This window comes from Sphingobacterium sp., assembly GCF_039596235.1.
Taxonomy (GTDB): Bacteria; Bacteroidota; Bacteroidia; order Sphingobacteriales; family Sphingobacteriaceae; genus Sphingobacterium.
Genome location: NZ_JBCNKE010000004.1, coordinates 378,590 through 404,627, shown reverse-complemented (window position 1 = coordinate 404,627; position 26,038 = coordinate 378,590). Strand labels below are relative to the sequence as shown.

Here is a 26,038-nt window from a genome sequence, read left to right as displayed (position 1 = left end):
GGTTGCATGGCATTTCATGTACTTGCCCAACAACGTTTGATCGAAATGAAATATTGGAATAATAAAGCAGTATTACCTTTGGTGCTTTACTTGAGTGGAGATGGTGGATTCAATTCTTTTTCAAATAAGATATGTCAGTTGATTGCTGATGCGGGTTACGCTGTGGCTGCAATTGACTCCAAGAGTTATTTCTGGAAGAAAAAGACAGCGAAGGATATCGCCGCAGATATCTCGAATACACTCAAAAATCATTTTTTGAGAAGACAGAATCAACAACTTTTTATTGTGGGCTATTCTTTTGGAGCAGATGCAGTACCTTTTATCATAAACCGTATTGACCCTTTGGTAAAGAAAAATGTGCGAAGCATCGTCCTGTTGGAGCCCTCGGTGTCAACAGATTTGGAGATTCATATCGCCGATATCCTGGGGCGCAGTAGTGCCAAACGTAGCCTTGATGTTGTCGCAGAAATTAATCGGATAGAAGGGATTAAAACGAGTATTGTTTTGGGAGATGATGAGGCCGAGTTTCCGGTAGAGAAGATTCGATTGAAAAACTTTAGCAAGAAATATCTTCCAGGAGGACACCATTTTAGTGGCAATGCAGATAAAGTGGTTAAGACAACCCTTTCTCTTTTTTAGCATTTCTTATCCTAGATCAAATAAATTGATAAAAAGACCCGGTAATTTTGAATTAGTTTTTAAATAAAGAAGACATATGGAATTAGGAATAGGAATGTTTGGTGACTCCAGGATAGATCCTGCTACCGGTCAGATCCAGGCCGCACAAGATAGAATGAAAGAAATTATTGAAGAAATCAAACTGATGGATCAGGTCGGGTTGGATTTCTTTGGTATCGGTGAGCATCATCGGGAAGATTATGCTGTCGCTGCTCCTGAAATTATACTGGCAGCGGCTTCCACAGTGACCCAAAATATCAAGTTGGGTAGTGCCGTTTCGGTATTGAGTTCGGCTGACCCTGTCAAATTGTTTCAGGATTTTGCAACAGTAGATCTGTTGTCCGACGGTCGGGCAGAGCTTATGGCCGGCAGAGGCTCGTTTATTGAGTCGTTTCCATTGTTTGGATATGATTTAAAGGATTATGCGGATTTGTTTGAGGAGAAACTGGAACTTCTACTTCGGCTGAATAAACAAAACCCGGTAACTTGGCGTGGAAATTTTAGGGCTCCTTTGATCAATCAGGAAATTTTTCCGCGACCAAAGAATGGATCTTTGCCAATCTGGATTGCAGTAGGAGGTACCACTTCATCAGTTATCCGTGCCGGAAAATTGGGTTTACCTGTCATGTTCGCGATTATTGGAGGGATGTATGAAAGTTTCGACCATTTGTTTGAAATGTATCGCCAAGCTTATGAAGACAATGGTCACGATATGTCAAAATTTCAAGTTGGTGTTCATATGCATGCCTTTTTTGGCGATAACAGTGCGCAGATTGCGGATTATTATTATCCGATCTACTCAGCACAGATGAATCGGATCGGAGCAAGCCGCGGATGGCCGCCCTATCAACGTACTCAATATGACTTTGGCAGATCGTCTCGGGGGCATCTTGTCGTTGGTGATGCTGAATATGCAGTTGACAAAATTTTAGAAATTCAGGAGAAATTTGGACTAACCCGTTTTTCAGCCCATATGGACGTCGGGGCACCCGGACATAAAGCAATGTTACGGTCCATTGAGATCTATGGCGAAAAAATTGCGCCTAAAATTAGAGCGGTACTTAATAAAGATAGCTAAAAGAGCGCATTATCATTTTTTTTAAGCAGAGATATTACCTACCTTTGTCAGGGAATTATTTTTGATAGTAAGATGCTTGGACTTAAGTTGTTGACAGATCCGCGATGGGCAAATATCGCTGAAGGAAATTTGGAAGAGATTTTGACAGATCATGCTTGGTGTGAACAGAAGGCCGCTTCAAATGCAATATCCTTGATCACCAATAACTCAGAGCATGAGGATTTGGTTCATGAATTGACAGCCATAGCCATCGAAGAAATGGAGCATTTTAAGATGGTTATCGACATCATCAAAGAGCGGGGCTATACATTGGGGCGTGAACGGAAAGATGACTATGTCGGTCAGCTGATGAAATTCTCCAAAAAAGATGGTAGCCGAAATATGGCTTTTATAGACAGACTATTATTTGCTGCAATGATCGAAGCACGTAGCTGTGAGCGATTTCGGGTTTTATCACAAAACATCAAGGACGAAGAACTAGCTAAGTTCTATTATGATCTGATGGTTTCCGAAGCGAATCATTATACGACATTTTTGAATTTTGCAAGGAAATATTCTGTAGATGTCGACGTAGAAAAACGTTGGAAAGAGTGGTTGGAATTTGAGGGCAAATTGATCCAGTCTTACGGAAATAAGGAAGCCATACATGGCTAAGGGATAGCGAATCTACCTATTTTAAAACACACATACATAACAGTTGTCCCGTTCTATTTTCTTTAGAACGGGATTTTTTGTCACTTAATTATTCTTATCTTTGTACCGTGATTGAAAAAAGTAAAATAATAGATATCAGGAGTTTGTCTTTGAGTCAGATTAAAGATCAACTGACCGCGTTGGGTGAGCAAGGCTTTCGTGCAAAGCAGATTTACGAATGGCTATGGGAGAAATCCTGTGTAGATTTTGATCAAATGAGTAATTTGAGCAAGCCCCTACGCGAAAAGCTGAAGGAAAATTTTACAATTAATGCTGTCAAAGTTAAGGAGTCGCAAATCAGTTCAGATAAGACGATAAAAAGCAGCTTTAGGCTTTATGATGGCAATATCATCGAAGGTGTACTTATACCTGCACCTGAACGTATGACAGCCTGTGTTAGCTCACAGGTTGGCTGTAGTCTGACCTGTAAATTTTGTGCGACGGGCTATATGGATCGAAAACGTAACCTCAATGCAGATGAAATTTATGATCAAGTGGTGCTAATCAGTAAACAGGCAGAGGAAAATTACAATCAGCCGCTAACGAATATTGTCTATATGGGCATGGGTGAACCATTGTTGAACTATGCCAATATGATGAAGTCTGTTGAACGTATTACAGCTCCAGATGGTCTTAATATGGCTGCCAAGCGAATTACCGTATCTACTGCTGGTATTGCGAAAATGATCAAAAAATTGGGTGATGATCAGGTACGTTTTAACCTTGCTCTTTCGTTGCATGCAGCCAATGATAAAAAGCGGAATGAGATTATGCCGATCAATGAGCAGAATTCCTTAGCCGCATTGGCGGAAGCGCTGAAATACTTTTATGCAAAGACAAAGAGCCCAATAACATTTGAATATATTGTGTTCAATAATTTCAATGATGAATTGGAGGATGCAAAGGAGCTTGCTAAATTTTGTAAGCATGTGCCTTGTAAAGTAAATTTGATTGAGTACAACCCAATTGCTCTTGCAGACTTCCTGAATGCGGAAGCTGATAAGATCGATGTATTTGCCAACTACCTCAAAAGCCAAGGAATCATTACCAATGTACGAAGAAGCCGGGGCAAAGATATTGATGCCGCTTGTGGACAATTGGCAATAAAAGATAAAGACAAGGAAACTTCGGAGGCCTAGTTTACAAGATTGTTGGTATCTTTAACTGAGGGAGTTACCTGCATGCAATTTGATCTACGAAATATTCTGGGCGATTTTGTAGCCATATTCTTTCCGAAGGAATGTGCGTGCTGCGGTTGTGCGCTTAAATATCCGGAAAAATATATCTGTATTGCCTGTGATTTCCATTTGCCTTACACCAATTTTCATACTTATCCGGATAACGATACTGCCAGGCAGCTTTGGGGGAAGGCTCCTATCGAAGAGGCTTGCTCTTTTATGCTCTTACAAAAGGGAAGCCGTGTGGAGCATTTAATTTATCAGATTAAATACAATAATCAACCCTTTTTGGCCGAATATTTTGGTTACCAGTATGGTCTCAAGCTGCTTGAATCGGAGCTATATCGGGGTTTATCAGCGATTGTTCCAATTCCCTTACACAGGAGTAAACTCAGGAAAAGAGGATATAACCAATCGGCTTATTTTGGACGAGGCTTGTCTCGGGCAATGCATATTCCTTTGCGGGAAGATGTTCTGAAACGTGAACGGGCGACCATGACTCAAACAGGTAAAGATCGCCTAGCACGCTATGAAAATGTGGAAGATGTATTTGTCTGTACACAGCTCTCACAACCGCTGGGGGAACATGTTTTACTTGTTGATGACGTGCTAACAACCGGTGCGACAATCGTTTCTGCTACACTTACGCTGCAGGAATCGTTAGGATGTAAGGTGTCGGTGGCAACTTTGGCTCGTGCCCAATAATTTGCCTTTGACAGCCCTTGATTAAGCGAGGGTCGATTCTAGGGCTATAAAAAGTAACCAATGATTCTTTGTACATGAAGAAAATCTTCTAAACTCTTCTGTTTACGTAGTTCAATAGATAAGCAAATCCCGCCATACCGATGCCCACGGAATCAGCGAATAAATCCCACCAATCACCACTACGGTAAGTAAAAATATAAAGCTGAAGTAATTCCGTTAAACCAGCAAATGAAAAGCCTAGGAAAGATACAACGAAAATCGGAATCCAACGTGTTGGTTTTCCTCTAAATTGTTGTATAACACCATTATATAGGAGTGTGCAGAAAACGAAAAACATACCTGCATGAACAAGTTTATCCATGCCGGGGTAACTAGGCACTGTATCAAAATTATTTCCGGGGAGCGTACATAAAATAATAACTATGATGGCCCAAATAAAACACCATTTATAGTCCAGTAGGATTTTAATCATGAGGATAAATATCCAAAAATTTCCTGACAGAAATGAAATTTAAATAATTTTAAAAAATTATTATACTGATTATCAGTGTGTTATTGCATTCGTCTTGTTTTGTATGGTACTATGTATTGCATGGTACCGTAAAATACATATATCTTTGTATTGTTATGATAGCTGAAAATACACAAATCCAAATGAGGAAGGGGATACTTGAATATTGTATCCTATCCATAATTTCTCGAGGAGAAATTTATGCCTCCGATATTATCAGCGAACTGAAGAAAGCTCAATTGTTGGTTGTGGAAGGAACCTTATATCCGCTTTTAACACGTCTAAAAAACAATGGCCTGTTAAGCTATATATGGAAGGAATCGACTTCAGGTCCGCCTAGAAAATATTACGAAATTACCCAAGAAGGGCTTGATGTCCTTTCCAAATTGGATGTTACCTGGAATGAATTGGTGTTTGCTGTAAACACGTCATTGGTAGGTAGAAACGATGATTCAACTAAACCAGTTAAAGACAATAGCGATGAATAAGACAATAATTATCAATATAAATAGCATCGTCTTCCATATTGAGGAGGATGCCTATGAGGTACTGCGGTCCTACATGATTGATATACAGAAGCATTTTGGTCAGTCGGAAGATAGCCGTGAGATTTTAGAAGATATTGAGAACCGTATTTCTGAGATGTTTACAGAGAAGATCCAGGCAGGAAGTAAAGAGGTTCTCAATATGGAAGATGTCAATGCCGTTATTGACCAGATGGGCAGGGTGAGTGACTTCGAATCGGAGGATCAGGACGATTATGCTTCTTTCCGCCGTGAGAGGAATTCTGATGGTTTTAAGGTCGGTAAAAAACTGATGCGTGATCCTGATGACCGGGTTTTTAGTGGAGTATGTAGCGGTTTGGGACATTTTTTTGGTATTGAGGCTAAATGGGTTAGACTGCTTTTTGCACTGTTTGTTATTATTGGTGGATCGGGCCTTTTGGTGTATGTGATCCTTTGGATTGTGATGCCGCCAGCGATTACTAGGGCAGATAAAATGGAAATGCGTGGTGAAGCACCGAACATTCAGAATTTTAAACGTTCTTTTGACGAGGAAATGAGTGGTGTGCGGGATACCTTTTCACGCGGACTGGATCGGACCGGTGATGGGGTGACCAAACTATTGCAAATAATCGTAAAAGCAATCGGTGTCTTTTTTGTTATCCTTGTTGGGGCAACGCTTATTGGATTGATTATCGGATTAATATTTTTTGCACTAGCAATTGTGAACGTGATTCCTGATGTAATGGATGACTCTGGTCCATTCTATTTAATGGAACCCAGTGATGTGCCATTTGCTTTGATTGCAGGCTTTTTGTCTATATTTATTCCTCTTGCAGGCTTATTTTACTTGCTTTTGCGTGTTCTCTTTGAAAAGAAGCCAATGAATAATTATCTGACAACAACGCTGTTCGTCGTATGGTTGGCGTCTATAGGAGCGATTATCTATTATTCGACTTCAGTGGTAAAAGAATTTAGAGAGTCGAGTACCATTGTCGAAGAAAAGCCTTTGCAAAAACAGGCTGTATACTTTTTAAGTGAAAATGACATCCGGGTAATCCGTTTAAAAAATGGTGTTAAAAGTGGATTAGGAATACAAAGCGATAACTTTTCGTCTTATCTGAAGCGCGATATCCGGATCCGTATCGAACGTATTGATTCCTTGCAGGAGCCTTATGTACGTTATGAATATTCCGCCAAAGGAAATACCTACAAAGCGGCCACAGACAGGGCCGCGAAAATCAATTACACGCTTAGACAGGATACAACTTCCCTAGTTTTTGATAACGCATTTCAGCTGAGTGAGGGAGAGCGCTATCGGGACCAAGAGGTAAATATTACATTGTTTTTGCCTGTAGGGACCAAACTGGTGATCAATGATAATCTGGAAGATAAGTTACGTGATATTTCATTTTACGATTGCCGCGATCGCTATAATAAGGATCTGAGTGACGTAAAGGATGTTGAATTTGTGGTGACTTCCCTCGGGGTGAAGTGCGCCTTGCCAGAAAAGAAATCCGCAGATGAAGATAGTGACGATTCAGATAGTAACCAGGTTGTGGTGGCTGATACATCTATTGTAATCCGTAGGGATACGATCATCAATGCGACAAAAGACGGTGTGACCGTTCAGATAAAAAAGAAATAAATCTTTAGAAGTCTTCCGCTCCGATAGAGCGGAAGACAAATTTTACAAGCCAAGACCATTATGAAATCTCATGAGCTTATTTCATCTGCAAAGTCAGATGAAAATTTGCCTCATAGGAGCTTCATTGCCATAAAAAATGATTATTCCAATGAAAAAGTGTTTTTACCTCTTACTGTTAAATTTCCTGATTGTTTCCTTTGTCCATGCACAGGTGAAGGTTACGGGGAAAGTGCAATCCGCGGATAATGTACCCTTGCCCTTGGCAACAGCCTATCTGATGAAAGTTAATTCCGCTGTTGTGCTAAAAGCTGCCGTGACGAATGAATCTGGAGAATACCAGTTTACGGGTGTGGGACCAGGAAGTTATCTCGTTGAGGCGAAGATGGTAGGGTATACCTCAAATCGAAGCGGCTCCTTTGATATTCATAATTCCGATCATTCGCTTGCGGTGATTCAGCTGAATGCTGATAACCGAAAATTGCAGGAAGTTACTGTGGAAGGCAAACGTCCTATGGTTGAAAGTAAACCAGGCAAGTTGATCCTAAATGTAGAGAACTCTCCCTTAGCGGCAGGTAACAACGCGTTGGATATTGTACAACGGGCGCCAGGAGTTAGTCTTGACAACAATAATAATTTACAACTGATGGGTCAATCGGGTGTAGCGGTCACCATTGATGGACGCCAGACCTACATGTCTGGTGAGCAATTGCTTAATTTTCTGAAAAGTACAGATGGGAATCAAATTAAGTCTGTCGAAGTCATTACAAGTAGATCCGCAAAAGATGATGCTGAAGGTGCTGTGGGAACGATCAATATTGTTCTCAAGAAGAATCGAATGGAGGGGTTTAATGGAACCTTTAACCTGACAGCTGGGCACGGTGAAAAATTCAGAGGAAATAGCTCCCTTTCGTTGAATTACAAAAAGAATAATACAACATTGTTTGGTTCGTATGCCTATTCAGATGAGAAAGCTTATCGAAAGCTTTTTATTGATCGTGTTATACAGAATGGTGGCAAGAAGAAATATTTCGAGCAAAAGTCAACATTGAATGAAGACGAACGCAATCATTCTTACCGGTTTGGTGTTGAACAAAAAACATCTTCAAGAAACACCATGACGCTACAATTCAATGGCTCGAATAATACGGAATATAATGATAATGATAGCAGGACTAATATAGGAAACGCTATATCGGTCTATGATACGATATTGATGTCATCTTCCTCTTTCAAAGAACTGTTTGACCGGTATTCGGCGAATCTGAACAATGAGTTTAGGATAGATTCAAATGGGCGAAAACTGACAGTTGATCTGGACTGGAGCAAATTTAGGAGCAGTAAACGTGTTACTTATCGCAATCAATATTTTGATCCATCTATGAAGCCAATTAGTCCATTGGAGAACGAACGTAGTGGAATGCCAATCGGAATTGACATCTATGTGGCTAAGTTTGATTATGAACATCCCTTGTCCAAGAAGTCAAAACTGGAGATGGGCGCTAAATATTCGAATGTAAAATCTGACAATGATCTGCTTTTCGAAAAGCTAGAAAAAGACTCCCAACAGAAAGACGCTTGGATAAATGATACAACCCGCACAAATCATTTTATTTATAAAGAGCAAATCGTGGCGGGCTATCTGGATTATAATACCAGTATCGGTAAGTGGAGCCTGAAAGCTGGTTTACGAGGGGAGTATACCATGTCGGACGGGAACTCTTTAACAAAGGGCAAGCGTGTGAAGCGTGACTATTTTCAACTTTTCCCCAACGCTAACCTGACCTATTCGCTCCACGAAAATCATATATTGTCATTAGGTTATGCTCGAAAAGTGACTCGTCCCAATTATCGACAGCTGAATCCATTTGATTATTATATTGACAAGTTGACTTTTGAACGTGGAAATCCTTATTTAAATCCGCAATTTTCCAATGAGTTCACTTTGAATTACACCCTATTGCAGCGTTATAACATAACACTTGGTGTCAATGATGTGAAAGATGCAATTGTAGAAAGTATGGGGCAGGATTCGGTTAAAGGTGAAACCTGGGTTATTCGGGAGAATTTAGGCCGAAATCTGACTTCTTATTTAAACCTTAATGTTCCTGTGACGGTATCGAAGATCTGGAGCATGAGCAATAACATCACTGGAATTTACTTTGATTTTGATGGTATGATTTCCGGTATTCCGGTCAAAAGGAAATCATTTCTTCTTCAGGCGAATTCTATGCACACCTTAAAGTTGAACAAGAGTCTGTCTGCCAATGTTAATCTGCGCTATTTTTCACCATTCAAGTATAGCGTGTATGATTTGGAAGGACGTTGGGATATGGAAGTGGGGGCGACCAAAACATTTAAGGACCAACGGAGTTCGTTGAAATTGGCTGTGAGCGACCTGTTCAATACCGGCAATCAAAATCTGGTTACTACTTTTGGTTCATTTGATTCCAAGATCAGGCAGTATCAAGATCGTAGAGTAGTACGATTAACTTATTCATACAAGTTTGGAAACCTTAAAAACAATTATCGTAAAAAAGACACGAGCAACGAAGAAAAAGACCGGGCTCAATAAAAATATATGTAAACAAAAAAGAGGGCAGTTCACTAAAATGACGCCCTCTTTTGGTTTATACTAACTACTAAAAAATATACTTTGTACTCAGGAAGTTTGATTCATTTTCGCTAACAATCTCATTTAAGAGTTTTTTATTTTCCTCGGTAAACTTAGCTGCCACCAAAGAGCGGATGGAGAATGAACGTAAAGCATCCACCACGGATAGTGTTCCTTCGGCGCTGTCTTTTCTTCCTGTGAATGGGAACGTATCTGGACCGCGCTGACATTGGCAATTGATGTTGACACGGCTTACCTGATTGACCAAAGGATCAATCAAGGAGGAGACTACAGCAGCGTTATTGCTGAAAATACTTACCTGTTGTCCATGTGATGAACCGATAAGGTATTCAATAGGCTCCTCTAGGTCATCAAAGGGCACGACCGGGATAACAGGTCCAAATTGTTCTTCTCTATAAAGCTTCATCTGCGAATTCACGGGATAGACAATAGCCGGATAAAAAAATGATTCGGCGACCTGTCCTCCGTTTTCGTTTATTACTTTTGCGCCATAGGCTTTCGCATCTTCGATACATTCCGTCAGATAAGCTGGCTTATTAACTTCTGGAAGTGGTGTTAAGGAAACTCCTTTTTCCCAAGGCATTCCATATTTAAGTTTGCCTACTTCGGCAGAGAGACGTTTTAAGAACTCTTGTGCTAGGCTGCGGTGTACATAGATTATTTTTAATGCTGTACAACGTTGCCCGTTGAAAGATAACGATCCTAATACAGTTTCGGAGACCGCCAGATTTAAATCGGCGTCTTTTGTAATAATTGCTGCATTTTTGGCATCTAAACCTAATATTGCACGCAATCTATTCACCTTTGGATGTAACTTTTTAAGTTCGTCAGCTACACGGCTGGAACCGATTAAGGTCAATACATTGATCTTGCCGGATTGCATCAAGCTAGGTACGATCTTGTTGCCTCGACCATAGATCGTATTAACTACACCTTTTGGAAAACTTGTTCTGAAAGCTTCTAATAAAGGGTAATGTAATAGCGTTCCATGTTTTGGTGGTTTGAACAGTAGCGTATTCCCCATGATCAATGCGGGGATCAATGTCGTAAACGTTTCGTTTAATGGGTAGTTGAATGGTCCCATACATAAGACAACACCTAAAGGTGATCTTCTGATCTGTGCAATGATACCTTGTTCAATTTGAAAACGTGATGAATCACGGTCGATATCTTTTAGTGCATCGATCGTTGCATAGATATATTCTACAGTACGGTCAAACTCCTTTACAGAGTCTGCATAAGATTTGCCGATTTCCCACATAATAAGCTTGACAACAATGTCCTTCTTGGCAATCATCTTTTGTGTGAAATTTTCAACACAGGTAATACGATCGGCAACACTCATTGTTGGCCACTCTCCACGTCCGTTGTCATATGCTTGTACAGCAGCGTCAAGGGCTTCGATGGACTCTTTTTCTGTACAAACAGGAAAGCTGCCGATGCGTTTGCGTTTCAAGCCATCCTTGGTCTTCACACAAATCGGTGAAAATACCTCGTTTACTTGACCCGTCCAAGAAATCATTTCTCCGTTGGAAAGGAACTCTCTTTGATCGACCTGTTCATCCAGTGTAAATTCTGCGGGAATGTCTTTCTCCTCGTAGAAGATACCTTCTAAGTTTAAGCTCATTGTTTTTTAAAAATGGTTTAGATTGATATTTGTAATGATATCGCTAATATACTATAAATTTTACAATATATGTTAATTTTTTATTAAAATAAGTTTAGGCACTAGCGTTTTCATTACAATCCATGCAATCAAGTAGGCGATCGCACAAAAAGAGAAGATGATGAAATATCCTGCTTCCTCGCCTTTAAAGCCCATAAAAATCATTTGTGTTTCCTTGGCATAATCGAATAACCATCCGGATGTTTTGTTGATAATAAAAGCGCCAACTCCACCCGCAAGTCCACCAATTCCGGTGACCGTTGCAATGGAACGTTTTGGAAAGGCATCTCCGATTGTCGAAAAAATATTAGCGGACCAAGATTGATGTGCTGCACCCGCAAAGCCGATCAGGATTACAGGTATCCAATAGGATATATGTCCTAACGGTTGTGCAAAAAGGACGACTAATGGGACAAAAGCGAATAAAAGCATGGCTTTCATGCGGCCTTCATAGGCATTCATGCCTTTCTTGTCGACAAAATAGGTCGGCAACCAGCCACCATAGATAGATAACATTGTGATCGCATATAGCACAAATATCGCCAACTGCCCTTCTGTATCGGACGATTTTATATCGTATACAGCAGAGAGGTAGGCCGGCATCCAAAATAGGAAAAACCACCAAACACCGTCTGTCATAAATTTCCCGAAGACAAAGGCCCAGGTTTGCTTGTATTTTAGGCATTCGGAAATTGTGGTTCTTGGTTGTTTTACTATTCCGGTTTGTTCTGTTTGATGTTCATGATCATCTTGATGAATGTAAGCCAATTCGGCTGCATTTACTTTCGGATTTTCGTGCGGCTTTTTATAGAGGAAGATCCAGAAACCCATCCAGACAAATCCTAGGGCGCCAATAATAATGAATGACATTTCCCAGCCCCAGTGAGCGGCGATGACAGGGATCGTCAAAGGAGCCGCTAAGGCGCCTATTGTTGCGCCTGAGTTGAAGATACTTGTCGCTAGGGCCCGATCTTTCTTTGGGAAGTATTCAGCGGTAGCTTTAATTGCCGCGGGAAAGTTTCCTGCCTCTCCAACAGCGAGTATAAAACGGGCAAAGATAAATAAGTTGACACTGACGCTAATGACAAGACCAGCATTGTTAACATGAGAAATCGCTTCTTTTGCGCCTTCAAAGCCTACAAACCATTCACCTGCGACAATGCCGGAGGTCGCGATGCCACAAAAGGCGTGCAATATGGCGCCGATAGACCAAACACCAATAGCCCATAAAAATCCCTTTTTTGTATCCATCCAATCTACAAAGCGACCTGCAAAAAGCATACTGATGGCATAAAAAATAGAAAATAAGGCGGTAATATTGCCGTAGTCTGTATTTGTCCAATGGAATTCGGGGCTAATAAAATCTTTCCAGGTCAAAGAGAGTACCTGACGGTCTAAATAATTGATCGTAGTAGCAAAAAATAGTAGGGAGCAGATTACCCAACGGTAGTTTCCCTTTTTCTCCGTATTCATCATAATAGGTTTATAATTTTTTTTAAAGTTTATCGTGCTTTCGACACAAACTCGAGCGCGAGTTTTGTGTTTTCAGCTAATTGACCGGTATTTTTTGGATCGATCAGTTTGCTGCCCATACCAACAGCACATACGCCGGATTTGAACCATGTTTTTAAATTTTCCATTTCGATTTCGACCCCACCTGTAGGCATGAACTTTTGGCCTTTAAAAAGATCACGTATAGCGGACATGAATGCTGGGCCCAAGATATTTGCCGGAAACAATTTGATAAGTGCAGCTTTTTGCTGTTGAGCCGTATAAATCTCCGTTGGTGTCATGCAACCTGGAATCCAAAGTTTATTTTGTTCATGTACGAGTGCTCCAACCGCAGGATTGACCAAGGGGGCAACAATAAAATCTGCACCGATTTGGAGAAATTGTTTTGCATCTTCGACGGATTTAATGGTACCTATACCCAGATATAGATCTGGCATCTCAAGATCCCTCACAGCGAGCAGGCCTTCGAAGACAGTTATTGCTTCAGGCCCACGGTTGGTAAATTCAAAGACGCGTATGCCCGCCTGATATAACGTACGGAGAATATGAATGCTCTCTTCTTTATCGTGATGGAAGAACAAAGGGAGCATCCCTTGTTCAATAATCTTTTCTAATACTTTCTCTTTCAAACTCATGCTATCATTCTATTTTTTATATCTTCAACAGTACTTGTTGTGGCATCGCTGGGAATAAATAGTTTGTCAAATGCTGCGAGCGTTGCAAACTCCAGTGTCTCTTTTGGCGAAAGGGTGGAATATAAGCCATAGATCAGGCCGGCCATAAAACAGTCTCCACTGCCCACTTTGTCCAAAATTTCTACCGCATTGTACTCCGTTGATTTAATTAAATTATGCTTATCAAATAAGGTTGTATAATATTTTATTCCTTTGGATTCATAGTCGAATCGGAAGGTATTGGCAACATACTGACACAACGGATTGTTCGCTATAATCTCCTTGCTCGTTTGCTCTGCTTGCCGTAATAACTCCTCTTTTTCGTATCCCGCTGACTGTGTGATGAACTTGCTGTCGAGCTGTGTACCAAGCATTTGATGTGCAGCCCAGATGTTGCCCATAATTAGATTGCAGTATTTTGCGATCTCTGGCATAATATCTTTGGGATCCTTACCATATTTCCAGAGTTTTGAACGGTAATTAAGGTCTAAAGACACAAAAATCTCTTTTTCTTGAGCCATTTTAACCGCTTCCAAGCAGAGGTCAGCGATGTTTGCACTGATTGCGGGGCAAATAGCAGAGAAATGAAACCATTTTACATCTGAAAACACCTCATTCCAGTCTATACTACCAACCTTGAGGCTGGTAAAAGAGGAGTTGGCACGGTCATAGATTACTCCAGCGTTTTTCAGGTCTTTCCCTTTAGGTAGGTAATAAATCCCTAGCCTATCTCCTGTCCACTGCATGGGAGAGGTGTCTATATTTTTTCGTTTTAAATAGCGATCAATCCCTTCACAAATTGCATTTTGGGGAATAGCTGATAGATAAGATGATGGCACACCCCAAAGTGCCAATGCCGTAGCCACATTTAATTCTGCACCTCCAATATAAAAAGGGAGTTGATGTTGTTCAATCCAATCCTGCTCGATGTCTGGACAGATTCGCAGCAGCAATTCTCCAAAGCTTAATACTTTACCTTGCATTTTCATTAAAATTCAAAATATTCTTTTGCGTTATTATAGCTGATATCCTGTACAATTTTTCCTACCCATTCGATATCATTCGGGATCTCACCATTTTCGATATCCTGCCCGAAGATGTTGCAGAGTAATCTTCTAAAATATTCATGCCGTGGAAAGGAAAGGAAGCTTCTAGAATCAGTCAACATACCAACAAATCGACTTAACAAGCCCATATTTGATAGCGCATTGATCTGCTTTGTCATGCCATCTTTTTGATCCAAAAACCACCAAGCCGATCCAAACTGCATTTTTCCTTTTATGGAACCATCATTGAAATTCCCGATCATTGTCGCAAAGAGTTCGTTGTCTGCTGGATTCAGATTATATAAAATTGTCTTGGTCAGCTTGTTTTCATTATCTAATTTATTCAAAAATTTTGACAAAGTGCGTCCTTGACTGAAATCACCTATCGAGTCCCAGCCTGTATCTGGGCCGATCAAACGGTGCATGCGGGCATTGTTGTTGCGCAGCGGACCAATATGATACTGTTGCACCCAGCCCTTCTCATAATCCCATTCGGCAAAATAGGTCAACATAGCCGATTTGAATTTGAGATTCTCGATAGGACTAATTTCTTTTTTACTTCTGATCTTATCGAATATATTTTTAATCTCCTGTTCCGTATAATCCTCTGCATAGATTTGCTCTAGCCCGTGGTCAGAAACCTTGCAGCCATTGGCAGCGAAGAAATCATGTCTCGATTTCAATGCATTTAGGTAGTCTTGAAAATCAATGATTTGCTGGTTGCTTACCCTTTCAAGTTCGTCAATATACTGATTGAGTGCTACGATGTGGTCAGCGTTCATCGCCTTATCTGGGCGGAATGCTGGAAGCATTTTGAATGATTCATTTTCTTGGGCAAACTGCTGGTGGTATTGGAGGCTATCAATAGGGTCATCGGTTGTGCAGACCACTTCTACATTCATCATTCGAAGCAGTCCCCGTACAGAATGGCTTTCCTGTTGTAGTTGTGTACTCGTGTCCGCATATATTCTGGCTGCGGTTTTAGGAGAAAGTAAATCTGTTATGCCGAAATAGCGCTGTAGCTCAAGGTGTGTCCAATGATGAAGCGGATTCCTTAATGTATAAGGAACAGTTTCTGCCCATTTGATAAATTTTTCCTCATCCGATGCCTCTCCCGTAATATAACGCTCATTGACACCATTTGCTCGCATGGCTCGCCACTTGTAATGGTCTCCGTGTAACCAGGCCTGGCTGATGTTGTCAAACTTAATATTATTGGCTATCTGCTCTGGAATCAGGTGGTTATGGTAATCAATAATGGGCAGGTTTTTTGAATAATTGTGGTACAGCTCTTCCGCTGTTTTGCTGTTCAATAAAAAATTCTTGTCTAAAAAAGCTTTCATATTATATAATTTATAAGCTTGTCTCCATTTACTACAATACCATTTTTACGATTACAAGAATTATAACTTTCGCTGTTTACACGAAAAGAGAGAAAATTGTAAAAGAGTTTAAAGTTTGGTCATCCGCATTTCAAACTGTTTAATTGGTCAATGAAATTACCAATATTAAAGCCTTAGTTAAAGAAAATTGATTAAAATAAATGCGCAAACGTTATCGGGAATAATGTTTGGAGGACCAATTATTTTAGATGTGCTACCGGATTTATTCGAAATCATGCAGAATGGTTATATTTGCTCATCAAATTTCTAAACATGGACATTCAATCGCTATATCAGATTTATAAACAGTATCCATCTATCACAACAGATACGCGTAAAATAGAGAAAGATAGTATATTCTTCGCACTGAAAGGGACAAATTTTAATGGAAATACCTTTGCGGAACAGGCGCTTGAAATCGGAGCCAGATATGTCGTCATTGATGAGGAAATTTATAAAAAAGGGGAACAGTATATCTTGGTTGACGATGTGTTAACGGCATTACAGAGTCTGGCAAATTATCATCGTAAACAGCTAAATATACCCATTATCGGTGTAACAGGAACCAATGGAAAGACGACGACAAAGGAATTATTATATTCGGTTGTCTCACAAAAATATAAGGCTTATGCGACAAAAGGAAATCTAAATAACCACATTGGCGTTCCTTTGACCCTATTGGCCATCGATGCGTCTATTGAAGTCGCCATTATAGAGATGGGCGCAAACCATTTGGGAGAAATCGCGTTTTTATGTGGAATCGCTGAGCCAACACATGGATTGATCTCCAATGTAGGAAAGGCACACCTAGAAGGTTTTGGTTCTTTTGAAGGAGTTAAGAAAACAAAAGGAGAGTTGTACGATTGGCTCCAGGATCATCAGGGTACGCTCTTTTTGCAAGCGGATAATCCACATTTAAGAGAAATGGCTGCTGTCCGTCAAATTGCTGAAACTGTGACTTATGGGTTTTCTGAGAATAATGATGTCATCGGTAAATTGCTGAAAGCAAATCCATTGTTACAGATTTCCTGGAGGACAAAAGAAGATGCGCAGACCTATGTGGTAAACACACAACTTACAGGTTCATACAATACAGAAAATTTTTTGGCGGCCATTGCAGTAGGCTTGCATTTTGATGTTTCTCCACAAGAGATCAATTTGGGCATTGAGGGCTATACACCAACCAACAATCGTTCTCAGATTATGAAGACAGCTCAAAATACAGTGATCTGTGATTATTATAATGCCAATGCAACGAGTATGGCTGCTGCCCTAGATAATATTCGGATTATTGAAGCCGATAAGAAGGCGGTTATCCTGGGAGATATGTTTGAACTTGGAGCAGAATCTTTTGAAGAGCATCGGAAAATCGTGGATAATGTAAAGAGTATGTTCGCTGATCGTAAGATTTTTGTCGGAAAGGCATTTTTTGAACATAGAAATGAGGATGCCGAGTTTTATGAAACGACCATAGAAGCGAAGGCAGCTTTGCAAGAAAAACCGGTTATCGGAGCTACAGTATTATTAAAAGCTTCCCGTGGTATGGCTTTTGAAAATCTAATAGACGTATTGTAGGTTCCTTTTGTTTTTCTTAGGGTCAACCAAGTATTAAAATTGGACTTTGTCCGACCTATTACTTCAATGTCCTCATGCTCAGTGTGCTTAAAAAGCGTGTGCTTAATGCGGGCTCTAGATGCTGTCAAGACGGATTTGGTAACAACTTAGACTGCGTAATTTCCTTAATTCCCTGGAGGATGAAATTTAACACGACTCAAGTTTTGTCATATGAGGATTAAATATTGACGAAAATGAGCAAAATAGTACTTCAGGCAAATGTAGCTCATTTGGAAAAATGTACCTTTGTATTGTATAAATGGACAAAAGACGTTTTTTTTTAGAAATAGCCTATTTTGGGCAATCTTATCATGGCTGGCAAGTTCAAAACAATGCGATTTCAGTACAGGAAGTCCTGAATGGTGCTTTAGGGACTTTGTTGCGGCAACCGATCGAGACTACCGGAGCAGGAAGAACGGATACGGGTGTACATGCGAAACAATTGTACGCTCATTTTGATGCTGTTCCTGTAGGGATACTAGCAAAACCAGAGCGATTTATTCATTCACTTAATGCCCTATTGCCTTTTGATGTTGCAGTTAAAAGATTGATTGAAGTTGCGGATGATGCGCATGCGCGATTCGATGCGACGCACAGATCCTATGAGTACCACCTTCATTTCCATAAGGATCCGTTTATTTATCCCTATTCCTGTTTCATGCGCGATCGCCCTGATGTCGATAAAATGAATGAAGCTGCCCAGTTTTTGTTGGGCAGGCAGGATTTTGAATGTTTTAGCAAGTCTCATACGCAAGTATTTACAAATATTTGTGATATTCGTAGAGCAGAATGGTTATGGCATAACGAGCAAGATCTGGTTTTTCATATTACTGCTGATCGTTTTTTGCGCAATATGGTTCGCGCCATTGTAGGCACTTCTTTGGAGATTGGGCTGAAGGGCAAGCCAGCTTCGTTTATGAAAGAAGTGATTGAGAGCAAAAGTCGCGGCAAGGCAGGTGTGTCTGTCCCTGCACATGGATTGTATTTAACAGAAGTAGCGTACCCTTATATCTAAAATAACGTGAGTCAAGATAAAATAACAGGTAAAACATACGACGTCAATTTGCTGCGAAGGATGGGACGCTATATGCGACCTTATCATGTTGCATTTTGGATATCGGTAGTTTTAACAATACTATTAGCGGCTGTAGCCCCTGCACTGCCTATGTTGATTCAGCATACACTGGACAATTATATCTTGAATTTTGACACGGGGGGGCTATCCTATATGCTGATTGCCATGCTGGCGTTAGTCATTGTGCAGACTTTAATCCGTTATTATCATACCTTGATGACAAATACGCTGGGGCAGTCTGTTATTAGAGATATTCGAATCCAGGTCTTTAATCATATCGTACAGTTGCGTCTTAAGTATTTTGATCGCACAGCTTTAGGAAAGTTGATTACACGGACGATATCCGATCTGGAAACACTTTCCAATATCTTCTCGGAGGGATTGATTCAGATTATTGGCGACCTATTGCAATTAGCGGTAATATTGGGAGTAATGTTCTATTCAGATTGGAAATTGACGTTGATCGTGCTTATTCCGATGCCTTTAATGATTGCTGCGACCTATGTATTTAAGGAAGCAATGAAAGCAGCTTTTATAGATGTCCGTAAGTGGGTGTCTAATTTGAATACATTTTTGCAAGAGCATATCACCGGAGTTGGGATTATCCAGTATTTTGCACGTGAAAAGCAGGAGATGGATAAATTTAAAGAAATCAATGCTCAGCATCGGAATGCGCATATTCGCACGAACTGGTACTTCTCTATTTTCTTCCCTGTTCTGGAAATCATTATGGCCATTTCACTTGGTCTGTTGGTCTGGTTTGGAGCCAAGCAGATTATGGGTGACGTGATTTCGCCGGGTGTGGTCGTAGCCTTTATCATGTATATTAATATGATCTTTAGACCAATTCGGGAGCTTATCGATAAGTTTAATACACTTCAAATGGGTATGGTTAGTGCTGAACGTATTTTTGAGGTGCTCGATACAGACGAGATGACGCCCAATTTGGGAACTCTGAAGCCTGACCATATCAAAGGAGAAATTGCTTTTAGGCATGTTTGGTTTGCCTATAACGATGAAAATTGGGTGTTACGAGATGTGAATTTTAGTGTACAACCCGGTGAAACATTGGCTTTGGTTGGAGCTACCGGCGCCGGAAAATCCTCGACTATTAATATCCTAAGCCGATTTTATGAAGTCAATAAAGGTGAAATCTTGTTAGATGGTGTAAATATTCGGGATTATGATCTTGATTATTTGCGAAATACCATTGCGACAGTGTTACAGGATGTGTTTCTTTTTTCAGATACTGTCATTAATAATATTACATTAGGTGACCCTTCAATTTCCAGAGAGCAGGTCATCGAGGCAGCGAAAGAAGTGGGCGCACATGATTTTATTATGCGGCTTCCGGGTGGATACGATTATGATGTCAGGGAGAGAGGGGCTACATTGTCAGCAGGGCAGGCACAATTAATTTCCTTTATTCGGGCATTGGTACATGATCCCAGAATTCTAGTCTTGGATGAAGCGACCTCTTCCGTCGATACTGAAACCGAAGAAATGATCCAAAGTGCGATTGACAATTTAATGCGGGGACGGACATCCATTGTCATTGCCCACCGCTTATCTACCATCCAAAAGGCTGACAAGATCATTGTATTGGATAAAGGTGAAATTAAAGAAATCGGAACACATCAAGAGCTTTTGTCTTTTGATGGTTACTATAAAAAGCTGTACGATCTACAGTTTCATTCTGCAGGAATTTAATCGTTATATAACACTCTCTTTGGGGATGGTTTCTTCGTCTTCGATATGTGTATTTGCTTTGATTTCTGATCCTCGGCCTACAAGTACATTGGCTCCAATGGAGACATTTGGACCAACGTTCACAAAGTCCTCAATGATGGTATTGCTTTCAATGACTGCCGAACCTGAGATGATACAATGATTGCCAATCTGTACATCTGGAGCTATTGTTGCTCCAGGAAGAATGATACAGCCTTCGCCAATTTCAGCTCTTTTGGAAACATAAGCTTTAGGATGTATTAAGGATTGAAAACTCCATGCTGGATTTTCAGCTACAATCCTTTCACGGAGTCCAGGGTTTTTAACGGCAACAAAAAAAATTTCTGCCGTATCTTTAACCTGATGTTGGAGCTCGACCTCATAGTCAAATACATCCTCTATCAATAGAGATTTATCAATAAGGCCACCGATTTCGATATCTAAATCCTCCGCAACATCTACCGCAGTTTTTGCATGTGCTGTTGCTCCATATATGTATAGCATGATCTTTTAATTTTGTGCAAAGATAATGCTTTCTGAAAATAACTCCATGAGGTAGCTCGCATCAATAATGGAATAGTGAATCGGTACCGGATTAGTAAACGGCATGGCGGATATTCTGCTGTAGCAAAAAAAGGAGTTTGGAGTAAATACAAATGACTTAAAGATCAAAGGACATGTTTTATAACCAAAAGTGCAACAAAATAGCCCTTTCGATTGTTCTGATTTCTAAATAGAAAGAAAGCTTATTATATTTGTTGATATTCAAAGATTAAAATATGATTCAACGTATCCAAACTGTTTATTTATTAGTAGCAGGATTAGTTATATTCGGCTTGTTTTTATTCCCTTATGTCAATTACAGTGATTTAGTCGGTTTGGGAAAGAATGTGAAGGTGACAGGTGTGTATGGTGTTGCTGCCGGACAGCCGGTACATGAAGGTGGTTTTGGTTATATTCTGCAGACCATCGTAACGTCCTTATTGGGGTTGCTGCCAATCTTCACGGTATTCAAATTTAAACAGCGTAAGGTACAGCTTCTGTTGATATGGGTGGAGATTGTGGCCATTATCCTTTTCGCGATTTGGTTATATTCTTCGGCAAGTAGTCATCTCGCTACTGTTAACCAATTTTTGGGAGCTGGTAATATTGGGGTAGGTTTCTTTTTGCTGCCGATTTCAATTATTTTCTGTGCGCTAGCATTAGGTGGAGTGCGACGGGATGAAAAGTTGATTCGTTCAGCTGATCGTTTGCGGGCTTAATTTGATTTCTATAGATTTTTAATAAATAGAAGCCACGTTTAGCGTGGCTTTTTAAATGGTATAATATATGAGTAATTTTTTTCGTTGTGCCACCTTGCTTTTCCTTTGCTTTGTAGGCGGCAGCATAAAGGCCCAGTCGACAGATTCATTGCTCGTGGTCGATGATATTCAGTTTGATGTAAAGGAATACCATATCGATAAAACTACAAATGAGCTTATTATTAATTTGTTCGCAATATCCTATAGTAAAGATCCTCGGGAGTTCAAAATGAATACATTCTCCACACAGATTTTAGACCAAAAGAAACAAGCTCACTTTTTCTCTTCGATTCAGATGGGAAATGTTCAGATTAGGTTTGAGGACAAACAGAACTATTTACATTACCTGCTTGAGGAGGATAAACCTGTAGATATTCAGGTGATTGTGAAAGACTGGAAGCAAACAGACAAACCTGTTGATATTAAGCTTGTTTTTGAGAGTAGTGAGGAGGAAGGTAAATTTTTGGATGTCCCTATCTTACTCAATAAATAGTTGACCGGAAAGCGGTAAAATAAAAAGCGCTGTGATCTATGAAGATTACAGCGCTTTTTTAGTCTTTAATAATTTGCCTAAACCTATCGGTTGTAGCGGATTTGTTGTTTGTCGAGCATGCCCATCTGATCTTTCATCATTTTGATCTGGTCCGCCAACAATTTATTCTTGTCTGCTTTTTTGGCTTCTTGAAGTAATTTTTCTGCTTCGCGCTTATTGCGTTTTGCCATGGCAACACCTGCTAAGCTCAATTTAGCCAATGCAATGTTGTGGTCCATGTGGAGCCCCAGTGCCAATGCTTTTTTGAAATATTTTTCGGATTGCATCGGAGCGCGTTGAGATTCAATCAATCCAATCAACATGTTGTAATAACCATGTTGTTGTGGGATTAATTGTTTTTCATAGTTCGTGATTTTCTTTAACCATTTTTCGGCGCTAACCATATCTTGTTTGCGCATATACCATTGCGCGATGAGCATGTATTCATGAAAAAATACAGTGACAAAACCTAGGATAGTGATCAAGATGCCTAGAATTCCCCATCCCCAATTTCCGGTCCAAAACAAGGCAACCGTTCCAATCAGCAATGCACTGCAAATGATAATTCTAACGAGATTTGACATAAATCTTTGTTTAAAAAATATTTGTGTTCAATTTAATTCTGCAAATATCCGTTAATTTCGTCGTTTAAGCAACTCGTTCAAGTGGTTATTTTGTAAAAATATGATTTTCGGATGAATTACGAATCCGGGCTATAGCCTAATGTCAAAGTGCTTAACACTCTTATAGCTGCTTTGTGAATAGATACAGTGAATAAATTTGTCATTACATACAACTTTATCTAAGTTTGGATTATGGAAAAGCTATATGATGATTCTTGGGCCCCGATATTGAAACCTTTGTTCAGTCAGCCCTATATGAAACAATTGTCTGCATTTGTACAACAAGAGCGTCAACGGACAAAGGTATTTCCGCCGGCTAATCTGGTAATGAACGCTTTTAAGCTCACTCCGCTCCCAAATGTTAAAGTTGTTATTTTGGGTCAGGATCCCTATCATAACGATGGTCAGGCGCATGGACTATCTTTTTCTGTTCCAGAAGGAATCGTGCCGCCACCTTCATTAAAAAATATATTTAAGGAGCTACAGGATGACATCGAAGGATTTGTGGAACCCGGTTCCGGGGATCTGACAGCCTGGGCTAAACAAGGGGTTTTGTTGCTCAATGCGACATTAACTGTGCAGGCGCATTTGGCGGGTTCTCATCAAAAAAGAGGTTGGGAAGTTTTTACCGATAGTATTATCCATGCTATTTCGCAACAGTGTGAACATGTGGTTTTTATGCTTTGGGGGAGTTATGCGCAAAAGAAGAGTGTATTAATTGATGCACGTAAACATCTTATTTTGACATCGGTACATCCATCTCCGCTTTCTGTTTATAGGGGATTTTTTGGGAGCAAACACTTTTCAAAGGCAAATAAATATTTGGTGGAACATGGTAGAGCTCCGATTGACTGGCGATTGTCTTAGTTGTGTGGTTGTTGTTAGAAAACATCATCCACACTTCAATGATACAGGATTAGGGTATCCAGTTTGGGAAAGAAGATAGCGAACTTATTACGCTCGGATGATGTTTTCAAAGATTTAATTTTAGTATTCCAAAGGAATGATCGGTTCCTTTTTGCTGGTTGACATGATCATCATTGTCTGGAATGTTTTCACAAATGGAATTTTGGCAATTTTTTCCATAATTACACCTTCATACGCTTTTATGTCTTTCACGTAGACCTTAAGTATAAAGTCGCAATTGCCTGTGACATGGTGACATTCGGTTACCTCGGGAATCATTTTTACAGCAGCAACAAACTCGGGAATAGCATTGTGGGTATGGAAGTCTAGTGAAATCTGTATAAAGGACTTGATCCCAAGACCTAATTTTTCTTCGTCAACAAAAGCATGGTAACTCTTGATGAAACCTGAATTTTCAAGTTTTCTTACACGTTCTAATGTTGGTGCGGGAGATAGTCCGATACTTGATGCTAATTGCAAATTGGTAATGCGGCCATTCTCTTGTAATAGCTTAAGAATTTTTAAATCTGTTTTGTCTGGTGCAAACGGCATATTTTAGAGTCTTAATAATCAATAGTATTTGTAAATATACAAAATTATATTTGGAAATTTAACAATATACAAAATTATTGGTGATTAATAGATTTTAGTTATAGATCCATATGTTAATTATAATTTTAATTGATTTAAAATCATTTGACTGTCATAATCGTTTGAAATGTGCGCATTTCAATGAAATGGAGTGATAAATGTCATTTTTTTATTAAAAATACCTGTTTGAGCGGATATAAAATGTATTTTATTGGCTTTGAAATTGTAACTTTGCAGTTCGATAGTTGCGGAGGTTAAACCCCTCCCGAATTAGTTAAACCGTGAGAGCGCAATATGAGTACTAAAGACGACGATTTATTAAAAGAGCTAGAGCTCGAAGAATATAAATACGGGTTCACGACAGATATCGAAATGGAAATCGCAGCCAAAGGCCTTACAGAGGAGACGGTTCGTTTTATTTCGGCAAAAAAGAATGAACCTGAGTGGTTATTGGAGTGGAGATTGAAAGCTTTTCGTCATTTTTTGACGTTAAAAATGCCTACTTGGCAAAATTTTAGAGCTCCAGAGATTGATTTTCAAGATCTATCTTATTATGCTGCCCCTAAAGCAAAACCGCAATTAAATTCCATGGATGAGGTTGATCCTGAGTTGATTGCCACTTTCGAAAAGTTAGGTATCCCTTTGGATGAGCAAAAGATTTTGGCAGGAGTGGTCGCGGTCGATGCTGTTTTTGATTCTGTATCAGTAAAAACAACATTTCGCGAGAAGCTGAAAGAGCAAGGGGTGATTTTCTGTTCATTTGGCGAGGCGGTTCAAGAACATCCCGATTTAGTAAAGAAATATTTGGGAACTGTAGTTCCCCAAACAGATAATATTTACGCTGCATTAAACTCGGCCGTTTTTTCGGATGGATCATTTGTTTATGTTCCAAAAGGAGTGAAATGTCCAATGGAACTTTCTACTTACTTCCGTATTAATGCACAGAATACAGGCCAATTCGAACGTACATTGATTGTTGCCGATGAGGGTGCGTATGTGTCTTATTTGGAGGGGTGTACCGCACCGATGCGTGATGAAAATCAACTGCACGCTGCCGTTGTAGAATTGATTGCTGAACGCGATGCAGAAATTAAATATTCTACCGTACAGAACTGGTACCCTGGTGACAAAGACGGTAAAGGGGGGATTTTTAACTTCGTAACGAAACGTGGTATCTGTAAAGGTGATAATAGTAAAATTTCTTGGACGCAGGTCGAAACTGGATCTGCAATTACTTGGAAGTATCCGGGAGTAATCCTAAAAGGCGATAATTCGATCGGTGAGTTTTATTCCGTAGCGATGACTCGTAATTTTCAGGTTGCAGATACAGGAACGAAAATGATCCACTTAGGCAAGAATACAAAATCTAAAATTGTTTCCAAAGGTATTTCTGCTGGAAAAAGCCATAATAGTTATAGAGGCTTGGTAAAAATCGGTCCGAATGCGGATAACTCACGAAATTTTACACAATGTGATTCTTTGTTGATCGGGGATAAATGCGGAGCACATACATTCCCATATATCGAAAACCGTAATAAAACTGCAAAATTAGAGCACGAGGCAACTACGTCAAAAATTGGTGAAGACCAAGTCTTTTATTTAAACCAACGTGGTATAGATTCTGAAAAGGCAGTTGGATTAATTGTTAATGGTTATGCCAAAGAAGTGTTGAATCAACTGCCAATGGAATTTGCTGTTGAAGCGCAGAAATTATTGGCGATTTCTTTAGAAGGTTCAGTAGGATAGATAAAAAATAATTGAA

The 26,038-nt window shown here is 39.8% G+C and carries 24 protein-coding genes; 15 read left to right on the top strand and 9 right to left on the bottom strand.

The genetic code is table 11. The features are described 5' to 3' along the window. Positions 1–6: 6 nt before the first annotated feature. The 5 genes from ABDW32_RS11530 to ABDW32_RS11510 all read left to right on the top strand — a co-directional run bounded on the left by ABDW32_RS11530 (position 7) and on the right by ABDW32_RS11510 (position 4,332). Positions 7–639 (top strand): AcvB/VirJ family lysyl-phosphatidylglycerol hydrolase, encoded by a 633-nt coding sequence (locus tag ABDW32_RS11530; protein WP_343562501.1) that lies wholly within the window; start codon positions 7–9, stop codon positions 637–639. Positions 640–715: 76 nt separating this feature from the next. Next, positions 716–1,756: an Atu2307/SP_0267 family LLM class monooxygenase gene (locus ABDW32_RS11525; RefSeq protein ID WP_343562499.1), complete on the top strand. Its 1,041-nt coding sequence runs from the start codon at positions 716–718 to the stop codon at positions 1,754–1,756. 72 nt (positions 1,757–1,828) lie between these two features. Continuing rightward, positions 1,829–2,410: a tRNA-(ms[2]io[6]A)-hydroxylase gene (locus tag ABDW32_RS11520; RefSeq protein WP_077437286.1), complete on the top strand. Its 582-nt coding sequence runs from the start codon at positions 1,829–1,831 to the stop codon at positions 2,408–2,410. Positions 2,411–2,520: 110 nt separating this feature from the next. Then, entirely contained in the window at positions 2,521–3,588 is a 1,068-nt protein-coding gene (gene rlmN, locus ABDW32_RS11515) for a 23S rRNA (adenine(2503)-C(2))-methyltransferase RlmN (RefSeq protein ID WP_077437387.1), read from the top strand. A 42-nt stretch (positions 3,589–3,630) separates the two neighbouring features. Beyond that, positions 3,631–4,332, top strand: coding sequence for a phosphoribosyltransferase family protein (locus ABDW32_RS11510; protein ID WP_343562498.1), 702 nt, complete (start codon positions 3,631–3,633; stop codon positions 4,330–4,332). Between the two features lie 88 nt (positions 4,333–4,420). On the opposite strand, the gene ABDW32_RS11505 is transcribed toward ABDW32_RS11510, so the two are convergent. Then, positions 4,421–4,804: a VanZ family protein gene (locus ABDW32_RS11505; protein ID WP_343562497.1), complete on the bottom strand. Its 384-nt coding sequence runs from the start codon at positions 4,802–4,804 to the stop codon at positions 4,421–4,423. Between the two features lie 155 nt (positions 4,805–4,959). On the opposite strand from ABDW32_RS11505, the gene ABDW32_RS11500 reads away from it, so the two are divergent. From ABDW32_RS11500 to ABDW32_RS11490, 3 genes are all read left to right on the top strand, one after another. Then, positions 4,960–5,331, top strand: coding sequence for a PadR family transcriptional regulator (locus tag ABDW32_RS11500; protein ID WP_343562496.1), 372 nt, complete (start codon positions 4,960–4,962; stop codon positions 5,329–5,331). Further along, positions 5,324–6,994, top strand: coding sequence for a PspC domain-containing protein (locus tag ABDW32_RS11495; RefSeq protein ID WP_343562495.1), 1,671 nt, complete (start codon positions 5,324–5,326; stop codon positions 6,992–6,994). Before ABDW32_RS11500 ends, ABDW32_RS11495 begins: the two co-directional genes overlap by 8 nt. A gap of 148 nt (positions 6,995–7,142) precedes the next feature. Next, positions 7,143–9,566, top strand: a complete 2,424-nt coding sequence (locus tag ABDW32_RS11490; RefSeq protein WP_343562494.1) for a TonB-dependent receptor — start codon at positions 7,143–7,145, stop codon at positions 9,564–9,566. Positions 9,567–9,633: 67 nt separating this feature from the next. On the opposite strand, the gene ABDW32_RS11485 is transcribed toward ABDW32_RS11490, so the two are convergent. From ABDW32_RS11485 to uxaC, 5 genes are all read right to left on the bottom strand, one after another. Beyond that, positions 9,634–11,253 carry an NADP-dependent glyceraldehyde-3-phosphate dehydrogenase gene (locus ABDW32_RS11485; protein ID WP_343562493.1) on the bottom strand — a complete coding sequence of 540 codons (1,620 nt, stop codon included), beginning with the start codon at positions 11,251–11,253 and terminating at the stop codon, positions 9,634–9,636. 72 nt (positions 11,254–11,325) lie between these two features. Continuing rightward, positions 11,326–12,765, bottom strand: a complete 1,440-nt coding sequence (locus tag ABDW32_RS11480) for an MFS transporter (protein WP_343562651.1) — start codon at positions 12,763–12,765, stop codon at positions 11,326–11,328. A gap of 29 nt (positions 12,766–12,794) precedes the next feature. After that, the gene (locus ABDW32_RS11475; RefSeq protein ID WP_343562491.1) at positions 12,795–13,439 is read right to left on the bottom strand and encodes a bifunctional 4-hydroxy-2-oxoglutarate aldolase/2-dehydro-3-deoxy-phosphogluconate aldolase; all 645 of its coding nucleotides are present in this window, start codon (positions 13,437–13,439) and stop codon (positions 12,795–12,797) included. After that, positions 13,436–14,467, bottom strand: coding sequence for a sugar kinase (locus ABDW32_RS11470; RefSeq protein WP_343562489.1), 1,032 nt, complete (start codon positions 14,465–14,467; stop codon positions 13,436–13,438). The genes ABDW32_RS11475 and ABDW32_RS11470 overlap by 4 nt, the downstream gene beginning before the upstream one ends. Then, on the bottom strand, positions 14,467–15,867 hold the full coding sequence (gene uxaC, locus ABDW32_RS11465; protein WP_343562487.1) for a glucuronate isomerase: 1,401 nt from the start codon (positions 15,865–15,867) through the stop codon (positions 14,467–14,469). Before uxaC ends, ABDW32_RS11470 begins: the two co-directional genes overlap by 1 nt. Before the next feature lie 312 nt (positions 15,868–16,179). Between uxaC and murF the strand changes: the two genes are divergently transcribed. The 3 genes from murF to ABDW32_RS11450 all read left to right on the top strand — a co-directional run bounded on the left by murF (position 16,180) and on the right by ABDW32_RS11450 (position 20,305). Further along, positions 16,180–17,481, top strand: coding sequence for a UDP-N-acetylmuramoyl-tripeptide--D-alanyl-D-alanine ligase (gene murF, locus ABDW32_RS11460; RefSeq protein ID WP_343562485.1), 1,302 nt, complete (start codon positions 16,180–16,182; stop codon positions 17,479–17,481). A 298-nt stretch (positions 17,482–17,779) separates the two neighbouring features. Further along, positions 17,780–18,535: a tRNA pseudouridine(38-40) synthase TruA gene (gene truA, locus ABDW32_RS11455; protein WP_343562483.1), complete on the top strand. Its 756-nt coding sequence runs from the start codon at positions 17,780–17,782 to the stop codon at positions 18,533–18,535. A 6-nt stretch (positions 18,536–18,541) separates the two neighbouring features. After that, positions 18,542–20,305: an ABC transporter ATP-binding protein gene (locus tag ABDW32_RS11450; RefSeq protein ID WP_343562481.1), complete on the top strand. Its 1,764-nt coding sequence runs from the start codon at positions 18,542–18,544 to the stop codon at positions 20,303–20,305. A 3-nt stretch (positions 20,306–20,308) separates the two neighbouring features. Here ABDW32_RS11450 and ABDW32_RS11445 read toward each other — a convergent pair whose 3' ends face one another. After that, positions 20,309–20,827 carry a hypothetical protein gene (locus tag ABDW32_RS11445; protein ID WP_343562479.1) on the bottom strand — a complete coding sequence of 173 codons (519 nt, stop codon included), beginning with the start codon at positions 20,825–20,827 and terminating at the stop codon, positions 20,309–20,311. Between the two features lie 275 nt (positions 20,828–21,102). Here ABDW32_RS11445 and ABDW32_RS11440 point away from each other — a divergent pair, with 275 nt between their 5' ends. Continuing rightward, complete coding sequence (locus ABDW32_RS11440; RefSeq protein ID WP_343562477.1) at positions 21,103–21,585, top strand: DUF4293 domain-containing protein; 483 nt, start codon at positions 21,103–21,105, stop codon at positions 21,583–21,585. A 67-nt stretch (positions 21,586–21,652) separates the two neighbouring features. Next, entirely contained in the window at positions 21,653–22,117 is a 465-nt protein-coding gene (locus ABDW32_RS11435) for a hypothetical protein (RefSeq protein ID WP_343562475.1), read from the top strand. 83 nt (positions 22,118–22,200) lie between these two features. Here the strand turns inward: ABDW32_RS11435 and ABDW32_RS11430 are convergent, their stop codons facing one another. Beyond that, positions 22,201–22,740, bottom strand: coding sequence for a DUF2892 domain-containing protein (locus tag ABDW32_RS11430; protein WP_343562473.1), 540 nt, complete (start codon positions 22,738–22,740; stop codon positions 22,201–22,203). A 231-nt stretch (positions 22,741–22,971) separates the two neighbouring features. Between ABDW32_RS11430 and ung the strand changes: the two genes are divergently transcribed. Continuing rightward, entirely contained in the window at positions 22,972–23,646 is a 675-nt protein-coding gene (gene ung, locus ABDW32_RS11425; RefSeq protein WP_343562471.1) for a uracil-DNA glycosylase, read from the top strand. Between the two features lie 120 nt (positions 23,647–23,766). Here the strand turns inward: ung and ABDW32_RS11420 are convergent, their stop codons facing one another. Then, on the bottom strand, positions 23,767–24,237 hold the full coding sequence (locus ABDW32_RS11420; protein WP_028071042.1) for an Lrp/AsnC family transcriptional regulator: 471 nt from the start codon (positions 24,235–24,237) through the stop codon (positions 23,767–23,769). Positions 24,238–24,570: 333 nt separating this feature from the next. On the opposite strand from ABDW32_RS11420, the gene sufB reads away from it, so the two are divergent. Next, positions 24,571–26,022 (top strand): Fe-S cluster assembly protein SufB, encoded by a 1,452-nt coding sequence (gene sufB / locus ABDW32_RS11415; protein ID WP_343562469.1) that lies wholly within the window; start codon positions 24,571–24,573, stop codon positions 26,020–26,022. The last annotated feature ends 16 nt before the right edge of the window (positions 26,023–26,038 follow it).